21 protein-coding genes are annotated in these 22,591 nt (G+C 73.8%); 8 read left to right on the top strand and 13 right to left on the bottom strand.

The window, feature by feature from the left end; genetic code table 11:
* Nucleotides 1-3: 3 nt before the first annotated feature.
* Nucleotides 4-546, top strand: a complete 543-nt coding sequence (locus J1792_RS23870; protein WP_207248138.1) for a GNAT family N-acetyltransferase — start codon at nucleotides 4-6, stop codon at nucleotides 544-546.
* Here J1792_RS23870 and alc read toward each other — a convergent pair.
* Complete coding sequence (gene alc / locus J1792_RS23865; protein WP_207248137.1) at nucleotides 518-1,669, bottom strand: allantoicase; 1,152 nt, start codon at nucleotides 1,667-1,669, stop codon at nucleotides 518-520. The two genes, J1792_RS23870 and alc, sit on opposite strands and share 29 nt — an antisense overlap.
* Nucleotides 1,666-2,985 (bottom strand): allantoinase AllB, encoded by a 1,320-nt coding sequence (gene allB, locus J1792_RS23860; RefSeq protein ID WP_207248136.1) that lies wholly within the window; start codon nucleotides 2,983-2,985, stop codon nucleotides 1,666-1,668. Before allB ends, alc begins: the two co-directional genes overlap by 4 nt.
* 204 nt (nucleotides 2,986-3,189) lie before the next feature.
* On the opposite strand from allB, the gene J1792_RS23855 reads away from it, so the two are divergent.
* A complete protein-coding gene (locus tag J1792_RS23855) occupies nucleotides 3,190-3,978 on the top strand; it encodes an IclR family transcriptional regulator (RefSeq protein WP_086574763.1) in 789 nt (262 codons plus the stop codon).
* A gap of 20 nt (nucleotides 3,979-3,998) precedes the next feature.
* On the opposite strand, the gene J1792_RS23850 is transcribed toward J1792_RS23855, so the two are convergent.
* Nucleotides 3,999-4,376 carry a DUF5955 family protein gene (locus J1792_RS23850; RefSeq protein ID WP_372446161.1) on the bottom strand — a complete coding sequence of 126 codons (378 nt, stop codon included), beginning with the start codon at nucleotides 4,374-4,376 and terminating at the stop codon, nucleotides 3,999-4,001.
* A gap of 178 nt (nucleotides 4,377-4,554) precedes the next feature.
* On the opposite strand from J1792_RS23850, the gene J1792_RS23845 reads away from it, so the two are divergent.
* The gene (locus J1792_RS23845; protein ID WP_207248135.1) at nucleotides 4,555-5,226 is read left to right on the top strand and encodes a nucleotidyltransferase family protein; all 672 of its coding nucleotides are present in this window, start codon (nucleotides 4,555-4,557) and stop codon (nucleotides 5,224-5,226) included.
* Between the two features lie 98 nt (nucleotides 5,227-5,324).
* Complete coding sequence (gene aceB / locus J1792_RS23840; RefSeq protein WP_207248134.1) at nucleotides 5,325-6,923, top strand: malate synthase A; 1,599 nt, start codon at nucleotides 5,325-5,327, stop codon at nucleotides 6,921-6,923.
* Nucleotides 6,924-6,977: 54 nt separating this feature from the next.
* Here the strand turns inward: aceB and J1792_RS23835 are convergent, their stop codons facing one another.
* The 8 genes from J1792_RS23835 to J1792_RS23800 all read right to left on the bottom strand — a co-directional run bounded on the left by J1792_RS23835 (nucleotide 6,978) and on the right by J1792_RS23800 (nucleotide 14,165).
* Nucleotides 6,978-8,504 carry a YfcC family protein gene (locus J1792_RS23835; protein ID WP_207248133.1) on the bottom strand — a complete coding sequence of 509 codons (1,527 nt, stop codon included), beginning with the start codon at nucleotides 8,502-8,504 and terminating at the stop codon, nucleotides 6,978-6,980.
* Between the two features lie 84 nt (nucleotides 8,505-8,588).
* On the bottom strand, nucleotides 8,589-9,974 hold the full coding sequence (locus J1792_RS23830) for a nucleobase:cation symporter-2 family protein (protein ID WP_372446160.1): 1,386 nt from the start codon (nucleotides 9,972-9,974) through the stop codon (nucleotides 8,589-8,591).
* Between the two features lie 127 nt (nucleotides 9,975-10,101).
* Nucleotides 10,102-11,496, bottom strand: coding sequence for an 8-oxoguanine deaminase (locus tag J1792_RS23825; RefSeq protein WP_086569260.1), 1,395 nt, complete (start codon nucleotides 11,494-11,496; stop codon nucleotides 10,102-10,104).
* 73 nt (nucleotides 11,497-11,569) lie between these two features.
* Nucleotides 11,570-12,448: a factor-independent urate hydroxylase gene (gene pucL / locus J1792_RS23820; protein ID WP_207248132.1), complete on the bottom strand. Its 879-nt coding sequence runs from the start codon at nucleotides 12,446-12,448 to the stop codon at nucleotides 11,570-11,572.
* Between the two features lie 3 nt (nucleotides 12,449-12,451).
* A complete protein-coding gene (gene uraH / locus J1792_RS23815; protein ID WP_207248131.1) occupies nucleotides 12,452-12,802 on the bottom strand; it encodes a hydroxyisourate hydrolase in 351 nt (116 codons plus the stop codon).
* Nucleotides 12,799-13,353 (bottom strand): 2-oxo-4-hydroxy-4-carboxy-5-ureidoimidazoline decarboxylase, encoded by a 555-nt coding sequence (uraD, locus tag J1792_RS23810; protein ID WP_086569265.1) that lies wholly within the window; start codon nucleotides 13,351-13,353, stop codon nucleotides 12,799-12,801. The genes uraH and uraD overlap by 4 nt, the downstream gene beginning before the upstream one ends.
* 144 nt (nucleotides 13,354-13,497) lie before the next feature.
* Complete coding sequence (locus J1792_RS23805; protein ID WP_086569267.1) at nucleotides 13,498-13,890, bottom strand: helix-turn-helix domain-containing protein; 393 nt, start codon at nucleotides 13,888-13,890, stop codon at nucleotides 13,498-13,500.
* Nucleotides 13,887-14,165, bottom strand: a complete 279-nt coding sequence (locus J1792_RS23800; RefSeq protein ID WP_207248129.1) for a thiamine-binding protein — start codon at nucleotides 14,163-14,165, stop codon at nucleotides 13,887-13,889. Before J1792_RS23800 ends, J1792_RS23805 begins: the two co-directional genes overlap by 4 nt.
* A gap of 87 nt (nucleotides 14,166-14,252) precedes the next feature.
* Here J1792_RS23800 and J1792_RS23795 point away from each other — a divergent pair, with 87 nt between their 5' ends.
* The 4 genes from J1792_RS23795 to J1792_RS23780 all read left to right on the top strand — a co-directional run bounded on the left by J1792_RS23795 (nucleotide 14,253) and on the right by J1792_RS23780 (nucleotide 18,657).
* Complete coding sequence (locus J1792_RS23795; protein WP_086569271.1) at nucleotides 14,253-15,077, top strand: TIM barrel protein; 825 nt, start codon at nucleotides 14,253-14,255, stop codon at nucleotides 15,075-15,077.
* A 64-nt stretch (nucleotides 15,078-15,141) separates the two neighbouring features.
* The gene (locus J1792_RS23790; protein ID WP_207248128.1) at nucleotides 15,142-16,032 is read left to right on the top strand and encodes a 2-hydroxy-3-oxopropionate reductase; all 891 of its coding nucleotides are present in this window, start codon (nucleotides 15,142-15,144) and stop codon (nucleotides 16,030-16,032) included.
* A complete protein-coding gene (gene gcl / locus J1792_RS23785; protein ID WP_207248127.1) occupies nucleotides 16,029-17,750 on the top strand; it encodes a glyoxylate carboligase in 1,722 nt (573 codons plus the stop codon). The genes J1792_RS23790 and gcl overlap by 4 nt, the downstream gene beginning before the upstream one ends.
* Nucleotides 17,751-17,946: 196 nt before the next feature.
* Nucleotides 17,947-18,657, top strand: coding sequence for a hypothetical protein (locus J1792_RS23780; protein WP_207248126.1), 711 nt, complete (start codon nucleotides 17,947-17,949; stop codon nucleotides 18,655-18,657).
* Nucleotides 18,658-18,933: 276 nt separating this feature from the next.
* Here the strand turns inward: J1792_RS23780 and J1792_RS23775 are convergent, their stop codons facing one another.
* Both J1792_RS23775 and J1792_RS23770 read right to left on the bottom strand, forming a co-directional pair.
* Nucleotides 18,934-20,580, bottom strand: coding sequence for an AMP-binding protein (locus J1792_RS23775; RefSeq protein WP_207248125.1), 1,647 nt, complete (start codon nucleotides 20,578-20,580; stop codon nucleotides 18,934-18,936).
* The gene (locus J1792_RS23770; RefSeq protein ID WP_086575076.1) at nucleotides 20,577-22,271 is read right to left on the bottom strand and encodes an AMP-binding protein; all 1,695 of its coding nucleotides are present in this window, start codon (nucleotides 22,269-22,271) and stop codon (nucleotides 20,577-20,579) included. Before J1792_RS23770 ends, J1792_RS23775 begins: the two co-directional genes overlap by 4 nt.
* Nucleotides 22,272-22,591 lie beyond the last annotated feature (320 nt).

The following is a 22,591-nucleotide window of genomic DNA, read 5'->3' as shown; positions in this document are numbered from 1 at the left end:
CGCATGGTGATCTACCGGCCGGCGCAGCCCGACGAGCTGACGGCGGCCCGCGAGCTGGACAACTCCTTCACCACCGACACCGTCGTGCGGGTGACCGCCTCCGACGACGGCTTCGCGCTGCACCCGGTGCCGGTGGAGCCCGCGCTGCGCAAGGTCTATCCCGACGACGAGGACGAGGAGGGCGAGGGCCAGGAAGTCCTCGTCGCCGACGCCGACGGCGAGCTGTGCGGCGCGGTCTCCTTCGCGTACGAGGAGTGGAACCGCCGACTGGTGATCGCCGACATCAGGGTCTCCCCCGGCCGGCGCGGCCGGGGCATCGGCGCGGCGCTGATGGACCGTGCCCTCGCGCGCGGCCGTGAACTGGGCGCGCGGACCGCCTGGCTGGAGGTCACCAACGTCAACGCCCCTGCCGTACGGGCCTACCGCCGGATGGGGTTCGACCTGTGCGGCCTGGACACCTCGCTCTACGCCGGCACCTCCTCCGAGGGTGAGACGGCCCTGTTCATGAGCCGCCCCCTCACCCCCGCCGCTCAGGGCCGGCCCTGAGCTCGAGGCGGCGGACGGCCTCGTCGGTGAGCGAGCCGTGCACGCGCAGCCGGGCGACGCCGCCGTCGGGGTGGATGTCCAGGCGCAGGTGCGTGGCGGTGGGGGCGCCGGGGAGCGGGAGGCGGTGCACGGTGTCGGGCAGCAGCGGGGTGCGGGGCAGCAGTTCGCGCCAGCCGTCGGTGCCGGCGGGGTCGGCCCCGGTGGTGGCGTCGAGGGCGGAAAGGGACGCCCAGCCCGGGGCGTTGCCCTTGTAGCAGCCGGTGTCGATCTCGACCGCCCGTAGGACCGCCTGCCCGGTGAGGCGGTAGCGGACCCAGTCGTGGCCGCCGTCGCGCCGTCGTCGCGTCTCCCAGCCCTCGCCCATCGCGCGGGACCGGCCGGGGTGGATGCTGTGGAACGGGGAGGAGTAGAAGCGGTCGGAGCAGTCCTCGACGTGGCCGCCGTTCTCCAGCGCGGCGAGGTCGAAGACGCCCAGGGCGGCGAGCCAGGCGGCGTCCGGGACGGCCTCGCCGTGGACGCGCAGCCGGGCGATGCCGCCGTCGGGGTACTGGTTGAGCCGCAGGTGGGTGAAGCGCTCCGGGGCGTCGACGCGGAAGCCGTTGGCGGCGTGGCCGCCGACGGAGGCGCGCGGCACGAGGACGGTCCATTGCACGTCGTCGGCGAGCAGGTCCGCGGGCGAGGGGGTGCCGGGCAGCGAGGTGCCCTCGAGGCCGACGGCCAGGGGGTGGTTGCCCCGGAAGTGGGCGGTGTCGACGACGACGCCCCTGACGATGCCGGGGACACCGAGCCGTATCAGGGCCCAGTCGTGGTCGTCGTCCGCCGGGTGCGGGGCGTCGGCCGAGGCGCCGCGCCGGCGGCGGGTCTCCCAGCCGTCCATGATCTTGCCTTTGTGGCCGAAGAGTTCGGGGTCGAAGCGGGCGGGGCCGGGGGTCAGGAGGTTCTCGCGCTCGGCGAAGAACTCGTCGTCGGCGGCGATGACGGAGGCGCCCAGGCGGCGGTCAGCGAGGTCGGGCAGAGCGGTGAACGGGTGGTCGGCGGTGCGGTAGTCGGCGTAGGGGTCGCCGCCCGTGTAGGGGTTCGCGGCGCCGGTGAACGGGGAGGTGCCGCTGGCGTCTTGACTCATGCGCGCTCCAGGAGTCGGCCGGTGGGCTCGGTCAGGGGGGTGCCGTGGTCGGCGATCCGGCGGCCGCGCAGCCAGGTGGACCGGACGACTCCGTACAGGGTCCGGCCGGCGTAGGCGGTGACGGGGTTGCGGTGGTGGAGCGCGGCCGGGTCGACGGTGAAGGTCTCGTCGGGGGCGAGGACGGCGAAGTCGGCGTCGCGGCCCGGTGCGATGGCGCCCTTGCGGGACAGGCCGGCGAGGGCCGCGGGGCCGGCGGACATCCAGCGGGCCACGTCGTGGAGGGTGTGCCCGCGGCGTCTGGCCTCGGTCCAGACGGCGGGCAGGCCGAGCTGGAGGGAGGAGATGCCGCCCCAGGCGGTGGCGAAGTCGGGGACCTTGAGGTCGGCGGTGCACGGGGAGTGGTCCGAGACGACGCAGCCGACGGTCCCGTCGGCCAGCGCCGCCCACAGGGCGTCCTGGTCGGCCGCCTCGCGGATGGGCGGGCAGCACTTGAACTCCGTGGCGCCGTCGGGCACGTCCTCGGCGGTGAGGGTGAGGAAATGCGGGCAGGTTTCCCCTGTGACGGGCAGGCCGCCGGCCCGGGCGGCGGCGATCAGGGGCAGCGTGCCGGAGGAGGACAGGTGCAGCACGTGGATGCGCGTACCGGCCCGGCGTGCCACGTCCACGAGCGTGGCGACGGCCGCGTTCTCGGCGACGCGCGGGCGGGAGGCGAGGAAGTCGGCGTAGCGGGCGCCGCCGGGCGCCGCCGCCAGTTCCCGCGGGTCCTCGGCGTGCACGATCAGCAGCCCGCCCAGGCCGGCGATCTCCGTGGCCACGGCCTCGAGGTCGGCGGGGGCCAGGTGCGGGAACTCCTCGACGCCGGACGGGGAGAGGAAGGCCTTGAAGCCGAACACCCCGGCCTCGTGCAGGGGCCGCAGGTCGGCGAGGTTGCCGGGCAGCGCCCCGCCCCAGAAGCCCACGTCGACGTACGCCCGGTCGCGGGCCACGGCCTGCTTGGCCCGCAGGTTCGCCACGGTCGTGGTGGGCGGGAGGCTGTTGAGCGGCATGTCGAGGAGCGTGGTGACGCCGCCGGCCGCCGCGGCCCGGGTGGCGCTCGCGAAGCCCTCCCACTCCGTGCGGCCGGGATCGTTCACATGCACATGGGTGTCGACGAGGCCGGGCAGCAGGACGTCGTCGCCCAGGTCCTCGACGGCGTCGGCGGCGGGTCCGGCCTCGTACGGCAGGACCGCCTCGATCCGGCCGCCGGTGACGGCGACGCGGGCGGCGCGGACGCCGTCCGGTGTCACGACCCGCGTCGAGCGCAGTATCAGGTCCACTCCTCGGCCTCCCGCCGGCCCGAACCCCGTTCATCACTTCAACATTCTGTTGAAGCGTGGCGACGGAGGGCAGTCTTCAACCGGGACCGGCGGAGGTCAAGACCTTTCACATATCGGAACGCCTGTTTCACGCATCAGAAACGCGCACGTGACATCCGCGGCGGCCGGTAGGCTGCTGCCACCCCCCACCCCGGAAGGAGCGCCGTGCCCTCGTCCGCCGAGCCCCGAACCGCCGCAAGCAGTGGCGGCGTCCAGTCCCTCGAGCGTGCCTTCGACCTGCTCGAGCGGATGGCCGACGCGGGCGGTGAAGTCGGACTCAGCGAGCTGTCCGCCAGCAGCGGCCTGCCGCTGCCCACCATTCACCGCCTGATGCGCACGCTGGTGGCCTGCGGATACGTACGGCAGCAGCCCAACCGCCGGTACGCCCTCGGCCCCCGGCTGATCCGGCTCGGGGAGAGCTCGGCCCGGCTGCTGGGCACCTGGGCCCGGCCGCACCTGGCCCGCCTGGTCGAGGAGACCGGCGAGACCGCGAACATGGCGCTGCTCGACGGCGACGAGGTCGTGTACGTGGCGCAGGTGCCCTCGCGCCACTCGGTGCGGATGTTCACCGAGGTCGGGCGGCGCGTGCTGCCGCACACCACGGGCGTCGGCAAGGCGCTGCTCGCCCAGTCCGCCGACGACGAGGTCCGCGCGCTGCTGGCGCGCACGGGCATGCCGGCCGCGACCGAGAAGACGATCACCACGCCCGACGGCTTCCTCGCGGAGCTGGCGCGGGTGCGCGAGTCGGGCTTCGCGATGGACGACAACGAGCAGGAGATCGGCGTCCGCTGCCTGGCGGTGCCGGTGCCCGACTCGCCCACGTCGGCGGCCATCTCGATCTCGGGTCCGGCGGGCCGGGTCACCGAGGCCGCCACGGAGCGCATCGTCCCGCTGCTGCAGGTCGTGGCCGCGGAGCTCTCGAAGTCGCTGGCCGCGACCACCGTCACCGCCTGATCGCCGCCCCGGCGGGGGCTTCAGCCCTCGCGGGGGCGCGGCACGTCCGCCGCGTCCGGCTCCGCCGCGCCCTCGGGCCGTGCGGCCGGCGGGGCGTCCGGGAGACCGCCGAAGCGGTCGACGGCGGCGCGGACGGCGCCGAGCGCGGGGGCCAGGGCGCTGACCGAGCCCACGGCGCCCGCCACCAGCAACAGGGAGCGGCGCAGCCGGGAGACGTCGGGGGCGCCGGCGCGGGCCATGGCGTCCAGGGCGGCCAGCTCGTCCTCGGCGGCGTCCCGGTCCGGTAAGGGGGCGGGGTGCCCGGCCAGCTCGCGGCGCAGCCGGGACACGGCGGCGCCCAGCTCGTCGATTCTCGGGTCCGTCTCCTCGCCGAAACGTCCCGTTCGCCCCTCTTCCACCACTACGGCGCCTTCCGCCACGACTTGTCCCCCTCCCGTACTCGCTCGCGCGGATCAGTTAACGCCAGTTTCCGTGCGACGCGCCACACGCACAGCGAAATTCAGGCCGAGCGTTCACGTACGAGTGACGAACTGACGTCCGGCGCACATCCGCCCAGGTATGCGGTATGCAGGGGCTATGGCGCGAACGGCGGACACGGGTGCGAAACACGCGTGCGTGGCGGGGCTGTTGCTGGCGGCCGGCGGCGGGCGACGGCTCGGCGGGCGCCCCAAGGCGCTCCTGGCGCACCGGGGCGGTCTGCTGGTGGAGCACGCGATACGACAGTTGTCCGAGGGCGGCTGCGGGCCGGTGCATGTGGTGCTGGGCGCGGGCGCGGCCGAGGTGCGGGCCCGGCTCGGGCCGCCGGCGGCGGGCCGGGTGCTCGTGGACAACCCGCACTGGGAGCGGGGCATGGGCTCGTCGCTGCGGGCCGGGCTCGCCTCGCTGGCGGCGGTCCCGGGCGTCTCGGCGGCGGTGGTCGCGCTGGTCGACCAGCCGCGCGTGGGCGCGGCGGCCGTGGCGCGCGTGCTGGCCGCGCACCGGGCCGGGGCGAGCCTTGCGGCGGCGTCCTACGGGGGCGAGCGGGGGCATCCGGTGCTGCTGGGGCGGGAGCACTGGGCGGGCGTGGCGGCGGCGTCCGAGGGTGATCTGGGGGCCCGTGCGTATCTGCGCCGGCACGCCGCGGCCGTACGGCTCGTGGAGTGCTCGGACGTGGCGGCGCCCGACGACGTGGACACCCCGGACGATCTCGCGCTGCTGGAACGACGCACTGCCGGAACAACGGGCTGCTGGGGAATGCCACGGGAATAACGCGCCATTGAACTTCCACGATGAGAAAACTATTCTCCACAAGGTCAGTTCGGCATGCGCCGCCCTCATGCCCGCCCGCTGAAGAGGAGTGACCGCCCATGTCCGCACCCTCGCCGTCCTCGCCGGCCGTCGTCCGCGCCCGGCCCGTGGAACGGCAGGAAGAGGTGCTGACCGAGGAGGCGCTCGCCTTCCTCGCCGCCCTGCACCGCCGGTTCACCCCGCGCCGCGACGAGTTGCTCGCCCGCCGAGCCGCCCGCCGAGCGGAGATCGCCCGCACCGGCACCCTGGACTTCCTCCCCCGGACCGCCGCCGTCCGCGAGGACCCCGACTGGCGGGTGGCGCCCGCGCCCGCCGCGCTCGAGGACCGGCGGGTGGAGATCACCGGGCCCGCCGACGACCGGAAGATGACCGTCAACGCCCTCAACTCCGGCGCCCGCGTCTGGCTCGCCGACTTCGAGGACGCCTCCGCGCCCACCTGGCACAACGTCGTCCACGGCCAGCTCAACCTGATCGACGCCTACGCGCGCCGCATCGACTTCACCGCCCCCGGGGGCAAGGCGTACGCGCTCCGGCCGGCCGGGGAGCTCGCCACCGTCGTGATGCGGCCGCGCGGCTGGCACCTCGACGAGCGTCACCTGACCGTCGACGGCCGTCCCGTCCCCGGCGCCCTGACCGACTTCGGCCTCTACTTCCTCCACAACGCCCGGCGGCTGCTCGAGCTGGGCAAGGGCCCCTACTTCTACCTCCCCAAGACCGAGTCGCACCTCGAGGCCCGGCTGTGGAACGACGTGTTCGTCTTCGCCCAGGACCACCTCGGCATCCCCCGGGGCACCATCCGCGCCACGGTCCTCATCGAGACCATCACGGCCGCGTACGAGATGGAGGAGATCCTCTACGAGCTGCGCGAGCACGCCTCCGGTCTCAACGCCGGCCGCTGGGACTACCTCTTCTCCATCGTCAAGAACTTCCGTGACGGCGGCGAGAAGTTCGTCCTGCCCGACCGCAACGCCATCACCATGACCGCGCCGTTCATGCGCGCGTACACCGAACTGCTCGTGCGCACCTGCCACCGGCGCGGGGCGCACGCGATCGGCGGCATGGCGGCGTTCATCCCCTCCCGCAAGGACCCCGAGGCCAACGAGGCCGCGCTGGCGAAGGTCCGGGCCGACAAGGACCGCGAGGCGGCCGACGGCTTCGACGGCTCCTGGGTCGCCCACCCCGACCTGGTGCCGGTCGCCCGGGCCTGCTTCGACGCCGTCCTCGGCGACCGCCCGCACCAGAAGCACCGGCTGCGCGAGGACGTCCGGGTGACGGCGGTTCAGCTCGTCGCCGTGGACACCCTCGAGGCGAGGCCGACGTACGAAGGGCTGCGCAACGCCGTCCAGGTCGCCCTGCGCTACATCGAGGCGTGGCTGCGGGGGGTGGGCGCGGTGGCCATCTTCGGCCTCATGGAGGACGCGGCCACGGCGGAGATCTCCCGTTCGCAGCTGTGGCAGTGGGTCGACGCGGGCGTCGTCCTCGAGGACGGCCGGCAGGTCACCGCGGCGCTGGTGCGCGAGGTGGCGCGCCAGGAGCTCGCCGCCGTCCGCGGGGAGCCCGGCGGCTGGCAGGAGGCCCACGACCTGCTGCTGAGGGTGGCGCTCGACGAGGACTACGCGGACTTCCTGACGCTGCCGGCGTACGAGCTGCTGGACTGACGCCCGAGCCGCCGGCCCCAGGGGGCGGCGGCGCCCGGGCGCGGCCCTCCCCCGTCAGCCGAGGGCCGCGCCCAGCGCCAGGAAGCCGCAGATGAGCACGGCCAGGAGGGCCAGCAGCGGCCAGACGAACCGCAGGTAGCGGTCGTAGCCGACCTTCGCCAGCGACACCCCGCCGACCACGACGGCGGTCGTGGGTACCCACAGGTTCATCCAGCCGCTCGCCGACTGCCAGGCGGTGACCGCCACCGCCCGGGAGACGCCCGCGAAGTCCGCGAGCGGGGCGAGGATCGGCATCGCCAGCGTCGCATGGCCGGAGGTGGAGGGGATCAGGAAGGCCAGCGGCAGGTTCACGATGTAGACGAGGACGGCGAACGCCACCGGCGGCGTGCCCGAGACCACGCCCTCGACGGCGTGCAGCACGGTGTCGATGACCTTGGCGTTGGTCATGATGACGGTGACGCCCCGGGCGAGGACGATCACCAGCGCGGGGGCGATGAAGTCGGCGGCGCCCTGGATGATCGTGGCGCTCAGCTTCTGCTCGCCCAGGTGGGCGACGAGCCCGACGAGCACGGCCGCGACGATGAACAGGGCGGCCAACTGCGCGAAGGACCAGCCCAGTTCCCAGTCGTAGGGCACGGCGTCGGACCGGCCCGAGAGCGCGCTCGCCCAGGGGATCACCGAGAAGATCATGAAGGTGAAGACGAGGGCGACGAGGACGAGCACCCCCTTCTGCAGCCCGGTGAGCTCCGGTGGCTCGGCCGCCTTGGCGGCGAGCTCGCGGTCGCCCTCGAGGAAGCCCACCAGCGAGCGCTCCGGGGCGGCGCGCACCCGGTGGGCGTACCGGACGACGTAGCCGATGGTGACGGCGGTGAGCACCACCCACATCGCGAAGCGCAGGGCGATGCCGTCGCCGATCGAGATGCCGGCGGCGGAGGAGGCGACGCCGGTGGCGAAGGGGTTGACGGTGGAGGCGAGCACGCCGACGCCCGCGCCGAGGATGATGGTGCCGGTGGCGACCATGCGGTCGTAGCCGAGCGCCAGCATCAGCGGGACGAGCAGCCCGTAGAAGCCCAGCGTCTCCTCGGCGAACCCCTCCACGGTGCCCAGCAGCGAGAAGACCGTCATCACGCCGGCGATGAGCAGCGCCCCGCGCTCGCGCAGCCGGTGGGCCAGTCGTTCGATGCCCCGGTCCAGGGCTCCGGTGGCGAAGACCACGGTGATGAACGCGCCGATGGCCAGCACGAAGAGGAAGACCCCGGCGCTGCCGTAGAGCGTGCCGACGGCGTCCGGCGCCACCTCGCCCGTCTTTGCGTCCCGCACGCCGTAGAGGCCGTTGACGGGGGCGAGGAAGAGGTCGCCGAGGCGGTGGAGGAAGCCTCCGGGGGCGGGCTCGCGGTGGTAGGTGCCCTGGATCGGGTCGCCGTCGGGGGTGCGGCGGTAGGAGCCGGAGGGGATGACGAAGGTGAGGATCCAGACGGCGACGGTCACCGCGGCGAGGACCGTCAGTGCGCTGGGGAAGACGAAGGCGCGTCTGCCTTCAGGTTCCTCGCGGGCCGGCTCCTCCTCGGCTTGCTGGTCCACGCGGCGGCCCTCTCTCACACCTTCGAGCGCTCTCACACCTACGAGCGATTCGGGGGAGATTGTCGCGCAATGCGTCACTCGTCCCTAGTCGCCACGCTCGGGCCGGCCACCGCCGCCGAGGTGGTTGAAGGCGAGGTTGAGCAGGACCGCCGTCAGGCAGCCGGCGCTGACGCCCGAGTCCAGGACGACCTTCAGCGTCGCGGGGATCCCGGCGTCGTCGTAGAAGGTCCTGGAGACCACCGGGATCATGCCCACGCCCAGGGCGGTCGCGGCGATCAGCAGATTGTCGCCGCGCTCGAGCCCCGCCGTGCGCAGCACGCCGATCCCGCTGGCGGCGACCGTGCCGAACAGCACGATGCCCGCACCGCCGAGGACCGGCTGCGGCACCAGCGCGATCAGCGAGGCGAAGGCCGGGCTCAGGCCCAGCAGGACGAACATCAGCCCGCAGGCGGCGACGGTGAAGCGGCTGCGCACCCCGGTGACGGCGACGAGGCCGATGTTCTGGGCGAAGGCGCTGTTGGCGAAGCCGTTGAAGAGCGGGCTGACGGCCGTGCCGAGCGTGTCGGCGCGCAGCCCCGCCGCGATGACCTTCTCGTCCGCCTCGCGTCCCACGATCGCGCCCAGCGCCAGCATGTCGGCGGTGCTCTCGGTCATGCAGACCAGCATCAGCACGCACATGGAGACCACCGGCGCCGCCTCGATGTGCGGGGTGCCGAAGTGGAAGGGGGTGGGGAAGCCGGCGAGGGCGGCGTGGCGGGTGGCGGTGGTGTCGACGGCCCCGGCCGGCAGGGCGAGCAGGGTGCCGGCGACGAGGCCGAGCAGGATGGCGATCTGCCGCAGGAAGCCCCGCAGCAGCCTGCGCAGGAGCAGCACGATCGCCAGGGTCGCCGCCGCCAGGGCCAGGTCGACGGGGGCGGCGGGCCGCTCGGGATGGCCGCCCTGGATCCAGCCGAAGGAGACCGGCAGGAGGGTGATGCCGATCAGGGTGATGACGGTTCCGCTGACGACGGGCGGGAAGAAGCGCACGAGCCGGCAGAAGGCCGGGGCGAGCAGGAAGCCCAGCACGCCCGCGACGATGACGGCCCCGTAGATGACGGGCAGGGCGTCGCGCCGGTCTCCCTGGGCGTCGGCGACGGCGAGCATCGGCGCGACGCCCGCGAAGGAGACGCCGTTGACGAACGGCATCCTGGCGCCGATCCGCCAGAAGCCGATCGTCTGCAGCAGGGTGGCGATGCCCGCGGTGAACAGGCTCGCGCCCACGAGGAAGGTGAGCCCGGCCGGGGAGAGCCCGACGTACGCGCCGACGACGAGGGGCGGCGCGACCACGCCGGCGTACGCGGCGACCAGGTGCTGGAAGCCGCCGGCGAGCAGCTTGCCGGGGCCGGGCAGCCGGTCCACGGGGTGCCTGTCGTTCCCCGCCGGTTCCGGCGCGTCGGCGGGGTGCCGGGCGGGCCCGGGCACTACGGCCACAGCGGTTCCTCCTGATCGGTGGGCGTGGGAGGGCGTGGGGCCGGGGCGCGGGTGGTGCCGCGCCCCGGCCCGGCCCCGGCCGGGAGCCGTCCCTCCCGGCGGGTCCGCGGCGGCCGGCTCCGGGCCGTCAGCCGGCGCCGTCCGCGAGCCGCGCGAGGCGGCGGGCCTCGGCGCGGGCCTCGCGGGCGATGGCCTCCTCGTCGGCGGTGACGAGCCGGCCGTGCTCGACGACGGGTCTGCCGCCGACGAGGGAGAGGGTGACGGGCGCGGGCGGGCCGAGGACGAGGGCGGCGACGGGGTCGGCGATGGTGGAGTGGCCGAGCCCGTCGAGCTTCCACAGCACCAGGTCGGCGAGCTTGCCCGCCTCGAGCGAGCCGGTCTCGGCGGCCCGGCCCAGAACCTGGGCGCCCCCGTACGTGCCCAGCCGCAGCGCCTGCCGAACGTCGAGGGCCGTCGCGCCGCCGGCGAGGCGGTGGACGAGGAGGGCGTTGCGCAGTTCGGTGTGGAGTTCGCCGGACTCGTTGGAGGCGGTGCCGTCGACGCCGAGGCCCACGGGGACGCCGGCGCGCAGCATGGCGGGGACGCGGGCGGTGCCGGCGCCGAGGCGGGCGTTGGAGGAGGGGCAGTGCGCCACGCCCGTGCCCGTACGGGCGAAGGCGTCGATGTCGGCGTCGCTCATATGGACGCAGTGGGCCATCCACACGTCGTCGCCGAGCCAGCCGGTGGACTCGAAGTAGTCCGTCGGCCCCATGCCGAACAGTTCCTCGCAGAAGCGCTCCTCCTCGACCGTCTCCGAGCCGTGGGTGTGCAGCCGTACGCCCTTGCGGCGGGCGAGCGCGGCGGACTCGCGCAGCAGCTCGGTGGAGACGGAGAACGGCGAGCAGGGGGCGACGCCGACGCGCAGCATCGAGGCGAAGGAGGGGTCGTGGTGGGTGTCGATGGCCTCCTCGGTGGCGATGAGCGCGGCCTCGGTGGTCTCGACGGCGAAGTCCGGGGGCAGCCCGCCCGCCGACTCGCCGCGGTCCATGGACCCGCGGGTGGGGCTGAACCGCACGCCGATCTCGCGGGCGGCGCGGATCTCCGCGCCGAGGAGGTCGCCCGCACCCCGGGGGAAGACGTAGTGGTGGTCCATGGCGGTGGTGACGCCGCCGCGGACCATCATGGCCAGGGAGCCGCGCGCGGCCGCGTGGACCATGGCCTCGTCGATGCGGGCCCAGGTGGGGTAGAGGGCCACGAGCCAGTCGAAGAGGTTGCTGTCGCGGGCGAGTCCCCTGGTGAGCCATTGGTAGAAGTGGTGATGGGTGTTGACGAGCCCGGGGGTGGCCAGGTGACCGCTGCCGTCGACGCGGCGGGTGACGCCGGCCAGGTGCGCGGGGGCGGGCCCGGGGCCGACGGACTCGAGGAGGTGGCCGCTGACGACGATGTGGCCCGAGGCGTGTTCGGTGCCGGCGGCGTCGACGGTGGCGATGGCGCAGTTCTCGATGACGGTGCGGGCCGGCAAGGGGGGTGCGGGTGCTGCCATGGTCGCCAGGTCCTTAGGTCCTTGAGGGTCGGCCTTGGGGCGTGTCCGGTGGGGCGGGTCGGGCAACGGGCGGTCAGGCGAGGGTGGTCATGTCCGCCGGGATGCGGGGCTCGGCGCCCTCGCGCAGGATGGTCGCCTCGATCAGCCCGTAGGGGCGGTCGGCCGCGTGGTAGACCTCGTTGTCGTTCGTGAGCCCGAAGGGTTCGAGGTCCACGAGGAAGTGGTGCTGGTTGGGCAGGGAGAGGCGGATCTCCTCGATCCCGGGGCAGTTCTCGAGGACCCGCGTGCCCATCCGGTAGAGGGTCTGCTGCAGGGAGAGGGAGTAGGTGCCGGCGAAGGCGCCCAGGAGGTGCTCGCGGGCCTGCCGGTAGACCGGGTCCCAGTCGGCGTCGGCCGAGGCGTGCCGCCAGCACGCCTGGACGCGGGTGGCGAGGATGCGGTCGCGCGTCTCGGGGAGCGTGGTGTAGCGGTCCTTGAGGTAGCCGGTGAACTCCGAGTCGGTGGAGTTCAGCACCACCAGGTCCTTGAGCCCGGAGACGATCTCCCAGTCGGTGCCGTCGAAGGTGACCTGCGCGGTGCGGGTCTCCTGGTTCTCGCGGACGAACGAGTGCCGCCGGGGGCCGGGCGTCTCGATGCGGGCCCAGGCGTACTCCTCGAGGCGGATCCTGGCCGTACGGATCGACGGCTGGCCGGCGACGAAGTGCCGGGCGAGCGCGATGCCGAACGCCTCGGCCGAGGCGATGCCGTGCTCCTTGGCGAAGGCGAAGACGGTGTTCTTGGTGGTGTCGGTGGTCAGGACGGCGGCGTTGGAGCCGGAGAGGTGCACGTCCTCCATGTCGCCGGAGAGGGCGACGCTGACGTTGAGGTCCTTGATGTGGTGGGTGGTGCCGTCGCGGGTGATCCTCACGACGCGGTTCTCGGCCTTGCCGTACTGGTTCTGACCCAGGATCACGTGCTAACTCCCTCGGTATACGGAGTATCCGAACGGGCTGAGCAGCAGGGGGACGTGATGGTGCTCGCCGGGTGCGACGGCGAAGGTCACCGCCACCTCAGGGAAGAAGGCGGGCCCGCCGACCGGAGGTTCTCGGCGGATCGCCACGTCGAAGCGCAGGCGCACCCGGTCGGCGGGGGGCGGCAGCGGGGGGAAGCCCGCGCAGCGCCCGTCAGCGTCGGTCCGCCCCGCCGCGAGCACGGACCACGTCCCGGCCGCGCCGTCGCGGACGGACAGCTCCACGTCCACGCCGCCGGCCGGGCGCCCCGTGGCGGTGTCGAGGACGTGCGTGGAGACCGTGGCGGCGGCGGTCATGGCGGGGCGGCTCCTTCGGTCGCGGGGGTTGTCGCGGGCGGTGTCGCGGGCGTCACGGCGAGGCGGGCCAGCCGGATGCGGTTGATCCTGCCCAGTTCCTGCCGGACGATCTCGCGCTCGTGGTGCGGGGCGTTGCCGATCCGGCGGCGTACGGCGTCACGCATCTGTTCGGCGGTGAGGCCGGTGGCGCAGATGAGGAAGACGTGCCCGAACTTCTCCTGGTAGGCCAGGGTGAGTTCGAGCATCTCGGCCCGCAGGGCGGCGGGGGCGTCCGCCATGCCGCGCTGCTCACGGGAGGAGACCGGGTCGCCGGGCGTGGGCCGTCCGATGGGCGGGTGGGCGGCCATGGCCTCGGCGAGGTCGGCCGGGCCGAGCCGGGCGACGGCGGCGTCGCTGACGGTCAGCAGTTCCTCGGCGTCGCGGTAGGGCCGCCGCGCGAGGATCTCCCGCGCCCACGCGCCGCTCGCGCAGATGTCGTGCAGTACGGCCCGCGCCGTGCCGTCCTCGGCCGCGTTGAACCGGGTGAGCCCCGGCGTCGAACTCGAAGTCACGGGAACCTCCGTGGCGCGTGGGGGGGGACGCGCTCGGAAACGAGAATGCGCATAGCTAACGCCCTACGGGCGGCCGCGTCAACAGTTTGTTGAAATCCCGGGGCCCGGGGGCGGCGCCCGGCCCCGACGGGACGCCGGCGCCGCCTACGCGCCCTCCGGGCGGGGCGGCGCGCCGCCCGGCTCCGCGTTCTCCCGGTTGAGGTAGTTGTAGACGGTGAAGCGGCTGACGCCGAGCGCCGCGGCGACGGTCTCGACGCCGTGGCGCAGCGTGAACGCGCCGCGTGCCTCCAGGTTCCGTACGACCGACTGCTTGGCCTTGCGGTCCAGTCGGGCGAGCGGCATGCCGTGGCGGCGTTCGAGGTCGGCCAGGATGCGGTCGAGCGAGTCGGCCAGGTGGGGCAGGCGTACGGCCACGACCTCGCACCCCTCCCAGGACAGCACGACGTCGTCCGCGCCGGCCTGCTCCGGCTCGAGCAGCTGTCCGCCCAGGGCGTCGACGAGCGGGCGGACGGCGGCGCGGAACGGGTGCTCGCTCACGCGCCGGCCTCCGCCGCAGTGCACGCCGCGCCGGCCTCCTCGATCACGCTGACCTGCAGCGACACCCGCGTGGCGCCGGCCTCGACGGCCGCGCGCAGCAGGTCGTCCACCGCGCCGAGCACGGCGTCGGCGCGCCCCTCGGCGCTCGTGCCGAACGGGCCGACGTCGACGGCGTCCAGGTCGGCGCCGCGTACGGCCTCGCGGGCCGCCACCGCGTGGGGCGGGGGCTCGTCGAGGTCGAAGGGCTCGGTCGTGAACTCCACTCTCCATCGCACGCGGTCAACGTACCGGGCCTTGACAGGGTTGTCCGAACGGGAGCAGCCTTCCCCGTAATGGAATTGATTTTCCGTCATACGGAAACGATGGGGAGTGGGATGCGCCGCTTCGCCGTGAACCTCTCGATGCTCTTCACCGAACTGCCGCTGGTACGCCGCCCGGCGGCCGCCGCGGCGGCCGGCTTCACCGCGGTGGAGCTGTGGTGGCCGTGGCCCGCGACGCCGGTGCCGCCCGAGGAGGAACTGACCGAGCTGCGGGAGGCGTTGCGGGACGCCGGAACGCGCCTGGTCGCCCTCAACTTCTACGCCGGCCGCCTGCCCGGCCCCGACCGGGGCGCGCTGTCCGTCCCGGGCGAGGAGTCGGAGCGCTTCCGCGCCAACGTGGACGTCGCCGTCGGCTTCGCCCGGTCCACCGGCTGCCGGGCGCTCAACGCGCTGTACGGCAACCGCGTGGACGGGATCCCGCCGGGGGTCCAGGACGCGCTCGCGCTGGAGAACCTCGCGTTCGCGGCACGGGCCGCGGACCGGGCGGGGGCGGTCGTACTGGTCGAGGCGCTCAACGCCGTGGAGTCGCCGCGCTATCCGCTCACCCGGGCCGCGGACGCCGTCGCGGTGGCGGACAAGGTCGACGCGGCCACGGGTCTGCGCAACACCCGCTTCCTGATGGACCTTTACCACCTGGCCGTGGGCGGGGAGGACCTGCCGGCGGTCATCGACCGCCACGGCGGCCGGGCGGGCCACGTCCAGATCGCCGACGCGCCGGGGCGCGGAGTCCCCGGGACCGGCCGGCTCGACGTCCCCGGCCTGCTCGGACGGCTGCGCCGGACGGGATACGACGGCTGGGTCGGGCTCGAGTACCGGCCCGGCGACGGCGGCAGCGCGCGGAGCTTCGGCTGGCTCGCCGACCACTGACCCCGCCGCGCCCGCCCCTTGCTCACCGGCTCACCGGCTCCCTGACTCCCTGGGAAGGACCCTCATGCCACTCCCCCACGTCGCCTGGATCGGGCTCGGCATCATGGGCGCGCCCATGGCCGAGAACCTCCTCAAGGCGGGGTACACCGTCACCGGCCACACCCTCGAGGCGGACCGGCTGGAACGGCTGGCCGCCGCGGGCGGCAGGCCCGCCGGTTCGGTGCGCGAGGCCGTCGCCGGCGCTGACGTCGTCGTCACCATGCTCCCGGCCGACTCTCAGGTCACCGCCGTCGCCCTCGGCGACGACGGTGTGCTGGCCAACGCCGCTCCCGGCACCCTGCTCATCGACATGTCGACGGTCTCCCCCGCCACGGCCACCGCTCTCGCCGCGGCCGGCGCGCGCCGGGGCGTACGGGTGCTCGACGCGCCCGTCTCGGGGGGCGAGGCGGGGGCCGTCGAGGGCACCCTCTCGGTCATGGCCGGCGGGGAGCCGGCCGACGTGGAGGAGGCGCGGCCGCTGCTCGGGGCGCTGGGCACGACGGTCGTGCGCTGCGGCCCGCACGGCGCCGGGCAGACGGTCAAGGCGGCCAACCAGCTGATCGTCGCCGCCAACCTGCAGGCCTGCGCCGAGGCGGTCGTCTTCCTGGAGAAGTCGGGCGTGGACCTCACCGTCGCGCTCGACGTGCTCTCCGGCGGGCTCGCCGGCTCGGCCGTGCTCACCCGCAAGCGGCACAACTTCCTCGCCCGCGAGTTCGCCCCCGGCTTCCGCATGGAGCTGCACCACAAGGACATGGGCATCGTCACCGAGGCGGCCCGCGCGGTGGGCGCCGTGCTGCCGCTGGGGGCACTCGTGGCGACGCTGGTCGCCTCCGCCCGTGCGCGGGGCGACGGCGGACTCGACCACTCCGCCCTGCTGCGCGGCGTCGAACGGCTCTCGGGAACGGTGACGCCATGACCGCCGTCACCATGCCGGCCATGGAGGCGGCGGTGCGCGTGATGAAGGACGAGGGCGTCGACATCGCCTTCGGCTGCCCCGGGGCCGCGATCCTCCCGCTGTACAAGGCGATGGAGGTCGTCGGCGGCATCGAGCACCTGATCGTGCGGCACGAGGAGGGAGCCGCGCACATGGCCGACGCCTGGGCGCGCACCAACGGCCGCGTGGGCGTGGCCGTCGCCACCTCGGGCCCCGGCGCCACCAACCTCGTCACCGGGCTGTACACGGCCTTCGCCGACTCCATACCGCTGGTGTGCGTCACCGGCCAGGCCGTCTCCGGAAAGCTGCACCAGGAGGCGTTCCAGGCGGTCGACATCGTGGCCGTCGCCCGGCCCGTCACCAAGTGGGCCGTGCAGGTCAAGGAGGCGGCCCAGATCCCCTGGGTGTTCCGCGAGGCGTTCCGCACCGCGCGGGAGGGCCGCCCCGGGCCCGTACTGATCGACATTCCGCTCGACGTCGGCCGGCGCGAGATCCGCTACGACGCGGCGACGGACGCGCCCCTGCCCGTACGGACCGTGGCGCCGCACCCGCCGCGCGTGGCGGCGGCCCTGGACCTGCTGCTGGCGGCCGAGCGGCCGCTGGTCCTCGCGGGGGGCGGGGTGATCCTGGCCGAGGCGGCCGCCGAGCTGCGGGCGCTGGTGGAGTACCTGCGGGTGCCGTTCCAGGTCACCCTCATGGGCAAGGGCGTCATCGAGGACGACCACGAGCTGCACATGGGCACCACCGGCATCCAGACCTCGCAGCGGTACGCCAACGCCTCCTTCCTGGAGGCGGACTTCGTCCTCGCGGTGGGCGCCCGCTTCGGCGACCGGCACACCGGCGCGGACACCGGCGTCTACCGGGGCGGGCGGACGTTCGTCCACGTCGACATCGAGCCCACCCAGCTGGGCCGGGTGATCGAGCCGGAGCTCGGCGTGGTCTCCGACGCCCGGCTGTTCCTCGCCGCCCTGCTGGCGCAGGCTTGCGCCCGTGCCGACCGGCCCCGGACGGAGGCCTGGCTGACGCGCTGCCGTCACCTCAAGCGCACCCTCACCCGCCGCGAGGACTTCGACACCGTGCCGGTCAAGGCCCCGCGCGTCTACAAGGAGATCAACGAGGCGTTCGGCGAGGACACCTACTTCGTCACCGCCATCGGCCTCTACCAGATCTGGGGCGGCCAGCATCAGAAAGCCCACCGGCCCCGGCACTACCAGGTGTGCGGCCAGGCCGGGCCGCTCGGCTGGGAGATCCCGGCGGCGATCGGCGTGAAGAAGGCGCTGCAGGGCATGGGCCGGGGCGACACCGAGGTGGTGGGCATCGTCGGCGACTACGGGTTCCAGTACCTGGTCGAGGAGCTGGCGGTGGCGGTGCAGTACGCCGTGCCGTACGTCCTGATCCTGCTGAACAACCAGTACCTGGGCCTGATCCGGCAGGCCTCGGCCGGGTACGGCATGAACTACCAGGTCGACATCCACTACGACGAGCTCGGCACGGACAACGTCGCCATCGCCCGCGCCTACGGCTGCTCCGGGCGGCGCGTGGTCGATCCGGCGGACATCCGGCCGGCCATCGAGTGGGCGCGGAAGGAGGCCGTGGCGACGTCCCGGCCGGCGCTGGTCGAGATCATGATCGAACGGGAGGCGAACGCCCCGCACGGCCAGGACATCGACTCCGTACGGGAGTTCGAGCCGTCTCCGTGAGGGGGCGCCCCGGGCGGCCTCCGGGCGACGGCGCGGCACCACCGCCCGTCGCGCCCCGGCACCACCGCTCGTCGCGCTCCGGCGCCGGCGCCCGGAACCTCTGCCTTCGCGCTCTGGCGTTTCGCACCCGGGCCGCGCCCACATCGTGGACGATGGGGTACCCCACACCCCTACGGACCACTCGCTGGAGCCGAATATGGCCAAGAGCGTGCCGGTGCACTGCCCCACGTGTCACCGGGAGCACTCCTTCACCCCGCCCACCTTCCCCTGCGCCTGCGGCGCCCCGCTCACCGTGCCCGTCCTTCCCGAGGCCGAGGCCGAGTTACTGGCACACCGCACCTGGCGGGACTCCTGGGTGGCCGTGCGCTGCCCGTCCTGCGACCGCCAGGGCCAGTGGCCCCGGCCCGAGTTCGGCTGCTCGTGCGGCACGGTGGTGCGTCTGCCCGTCGAGCCGGTGCGCGAGCCGGAGCGGGAGCCGGCGGACGAGCCCGCGCCGCGCCGCCGGGCCGCCTCCCGCGCGGTCTTCCGGCCCGTCGCCATCCGCACCGAGCGCGACGCCGTGATGGCGGCCGAACGCTATGTGCGCTGGCTCGGCTTCACCGACGTCCGCCGCCCCGGCACCTGCCCGGCCCCCGCCGCGACCGGCGTGGACCTGCGGGCCACCGGCCTCGTGGCCCGCGTCGACCCGACCACCCTGCCCACCGCGCTGCGCGACATCGAATGCCTGTGGCTGCACGGCCTGCTGGACTCCGCCGACGCGGCCTGCTTCTCCCTGGCCGGCTACGCCCCCGACGCCCGCTGCCGGGCCGACGACCTGCGGCTTCCGCTGTTCGTGATGGACCTCACCGGCACCCCGCGGGCCCTGAACGAATGGGCCGACGCGCTGGCCGGGCGGGCCCGCGGCTGAGGCCGGCGCACCGCGCCAAGCTCAAGTCTTGCTCTGAACATGCCCTGGTCTATGGCGAGTTGGCGTCAGACGGACCCAGACTTGGGCGCAGGCCCCGCGGAACACGGGGAACGCGGGCCCGTCCACGGGGACACGGGGGAAACAACGGGGAACAGCACGGGGGTACGGGGGACGCGACGGGGATGGCGGGGCGGGCCGCGACACGGACCCGCCCCGCACGCGTACCGCCACCCCGGCTGCGATCGCGGCACGACCGTCAGGGGCGCGGGACGACCGTCAGGAGCGCGGCACGACCGTCGTGGGGCTCAGCAGCGTCGCCGCCTCCTCCCGAAGCTCCACCTTGCGCACCTTGCCGCTGACCGTCATGGGGAAGGACTCCATCAGCCGCAGGTGGCGCGGCACCTTGTAGTGCGCGAGGCGCCCCTGGCAGTAGCGGGCGAGCTCGTCCCGGGTGAGGGTTTCGGCGGGGTCGGACAGGATGACGCAGGCCATGATCTCCTCGCCGTACTTCTCGTCGGGGACGCCGACGACCTGGACGTCGGAGATCTTGGGGTGGGTGTGGAGGAACTCCTCGATCTCGCGCGGATAGACGTTCTCCCCACCCCTGATGATCATGTCCTTGATGCGGCCGACGATCTGTACGTAGCCGTCCTCGTCCATCACCGCGAGGTCGCCGGTGTGCATCCAGCCGTCGGCGTCGACGGCCTCGGCGGTGCGCTCGGGCTCGTCCCAGTAGCCGAGCATCACCGAGTAGCCGCGGGTGCACAGCTCCCCCGTCTCGCCGCGCCCGGCGGGCGTTCCCGTGCCGGGGTCGGCGACCTTGACCTCGATGTGCGGCAGCACCCGGCCGACGGTGCCGGTGCGGCGGTCGAGGTCGTCGTCGCGGCGGGTCTGGGTGGAGACCGGGGAGGTCTCGGTCATCCCGTAGCAGATGGCGACCTCCGACATGTGCATCTCCGCGACGACCCGCTTCATGACCTCCGACGGGCAGGGCGAGCCGGCCATGATGCCGGTGCGCAGCGAGGAGAGGTCGTAGGTGGCGAAGTCGGGCAGGCCGAGCTCGGCGATGAACATGGTGGGGACGCCGTAGAGGGAGGTGCAGCGCTCGCGTTCGACGGCGTGGAGGGTGGCGGTGGGGTCGAAGACGGGGGCCGGGACGACCACGCAGGCGCCGTGGGAGGTGGCGGCGAGGTTGCCCATCACCATGCCGAAGCAGTGGTAGAAGGGCACGGGCAGGGCGATGCGGTCCTCCTCGGTGTAACCGAGCAGCTCCCCCACGAAGTAACCGTTGTTGAGGATGTTGCGGTGGGAGAGGGTGGCGCCCTTGGCGAAGCCCGTGGTGCCCGAGGTGTACTGGATGTTGACCGGGTCGTCGCAGCCGAGCAGCGCCTCGCGGGCGGTGAGCAGCGCGGGGTCGGTGCGGGCGCCGAGGGCGGTGAGCTCCTCCCAGCCGGGGTCGTCGATGTACACGACGTCGCGCAGGTCCGGGCAGTCGGCGCGCACCTCCTCGACCATGCCGCGGTAGTCGCTGGTGCGGAACTCCGTGGAGGAGATCAGGACGCCGATCCCGGCCTGCCGCAGGACGTAGGCCAGTTCGTGGACGCGGTAGGCGGGGTTGACGTTGACCATGATCGCGCCGATGCGGGCGGTGGCGTACTGCGTCATCACCCACTCGGGACAGTTGACGGCCCAGATGCCCACCCGGTCGCCCTTGCGCACGCCCTTGGCGAGCAGCCCGAGGGCGACCTCCGCCACGGCCGCGCCGAACTCGGCGTACGTCCAGCGGCGGCCGCCCTGCACGTCGACGAGGGCCTCGCGGTCGGCGAAGCGTTCGACGGTGCGGGCCAGGTCCGCGCCGATGGTGTGCTCGAGCAGCGGGGTGTCGGTGGGGCCCGAGGTGTGGGAGGGGGAGAGTGCGCTCACCGGTGGTCTTCCTCTCGGTACTCGTGGCCGCCACCCTGCGCGGTGCGCTCGCGCAGCTCGATGCGGCGGATCTTGCCGGAGACGGTCTTGGGCAGCTCGGCGAACTCCAGGCGGCGGACGCGCTTGTAGGGGGCGAGTACGGCGCGCGAGTGGGCGAAGAGGGCCTTGGCGGTGTCCGGGCCCGGCTCCCAGCCCTCGGCGAGGACGACGTAGGCCTTGGGCACGGACAGCCGCAGCGGGTCGGGGGCGGGCACGACGGCGGCCTCGGCGACGGCCTCGTGCTCGAGGAGGGCGCTCTCGAGCTCGAAGGGCGAGATCTTGTAGTCGCTGGACTTGAAGACGTCGTCGCTTCGACCGATATAGAAGACATATCCGTCTTCATCGCGCCGGCCGATGTCACCCGTGCGGTAGTAGCCGTCCGCCATCACCTCGGCGGTGCGCTCGGGGTCGCCGGCGTAGCCCGTCATCAGGCCGACGGGGCGCTCGGCGAGGTCGAGGGCGATCTCGCCCTCGTCGGCGGGCTCGCCGGTGTGCGGGTCGAGGAGGACGACGCGGAAGCCGGGGCTGGGGCGGCCCATGGAACCGGCCTTGAGGGGCCGGCCGGGCGGGTTGGCGACCTGGACGGAGGTCTCGGTCTGCCCGAAGCCGTCGCGGACGGCCACCCCCCAGGACCGCCGGACGGCCTCGACGACCTCGGGGTTGAGGGGTTCGCCGGCGGCCACCACCTCGCGCGGCGGGGTGCGCAGGGCGCCCAGGTCGGCCTGGATGAGCATCCGCCAGACGGTGGGCGGGGCGCAGAAGCTCGTGACGCCGCAGCGGTCCATCTCGGCCATGAGGCGGGCGGCGTCGAAGCGGGTGTAGTTGTGGACGAAGACGGTGGCCTCGGCGTTCCAGGGGGCGAAGAGGTTGGACCAGGCGTGCTTGGCCCAGCCCGGGGAGGAGATGTTGAGGTGGACGTCCCCCGGGCGCAGCCCGATCCAGTACATGGTCGTCAAGTGACCGATGGGGTATGAGGTGTGGGTGTGCTCGACGAGCTTGGGCCGTGCGGTGGTGCCGGAGGTGAAGTAGAGGAGCAGGGGCTCGTCGGCACGGGTCGGCCCGTCCGGGGTGAAGTCCTCGCCGGCCCCGGCCGACTCCTCGTAGGCCAGCCACCCCGGCTCGCTCGTGCCGCCGACCGCGATGCGGGTGTAGTCGCCGGGCACGCCGGCGAACTTGCCGGTGTCCTCCGCCCGTACGATCACATGGGCGGCGCGGCCGCGTTCGATGCGGTCGGCGAGGTCGGCGGCGCCCAGCAGCGGGGTCGCCGGGATGACCACGGCACGCAGCTTCATCGCCGCGAGCGCGGTCTCCCACAGTTCGGTCTGGTTGCCGAGCATGACGACGACGCGGTCGCCGGCCCGTACGCCCTGCTCGCGCAGCCAGTTGGCGACCCGGTCGGAGCGGCGGCGCAGCTCGTCGAAGGACAGCCGGGCCTCGGTGCCGTCCTCCTCCGCGATCCACAGCGCGGTGCGCCCGTTGTCGCGGGCGATCGCGTCGAACCAGTCGAGCGCCCAGTTGAAGTGGTCGGGCCGTGGCCAGGTGAAGCCCTCGCGGGCCCGGTCGTAGTCCTCGCGGTGGGCGAGCAGGAAGTCCCGCGCCGCCCGGAATCCGCTCGCCTGACCGGTCGTGCCGGTCGGGTTCGTCGCCCTCACGTCTCCTCCAGACTGCCGGGCCGCCGCCGACCCGCTGCGGTAAGCATCGTGCGACGGTGATCCCGTCCCGGGCCAGCCCCAAAGAAGGAGGACCCTCGTCCGTATGTGCGTACGTGCCCCGGCGCGCACCGCGCGCGGACGGCGGCGGGGACCGGGCGACGTCCGGGACCACCGCCTTGACCAGCGCTTTCCCCCTCCGCTGCCGGGAGGCCCGCGGGGCGTGGCCGTCAACGGGCCGTCAAGGGTCCGGCGGACGGGGTCAATGTGCTGTCAAAGAGACACTCGAGCGGACGCGGACCGGGCATAGCGTGACCGACGCA

It is taken from the genome of Streptomyces triculaminicus (assembly GCF_017349075.1).
In the GTDB taxonomy this organism is placed as follows: domain Bacteria; phylum Actinomycetota; class Actinomycetes; order Streptomycetales; family Streptomycetaceae; genus Streptomyces; species Streptomyces triculaminicus.
The sequence above is the reverse complement of the archived record's forward strand: the minus strand, read 5'-3'. Positions and strand labels throughout refer to the sequence as shown.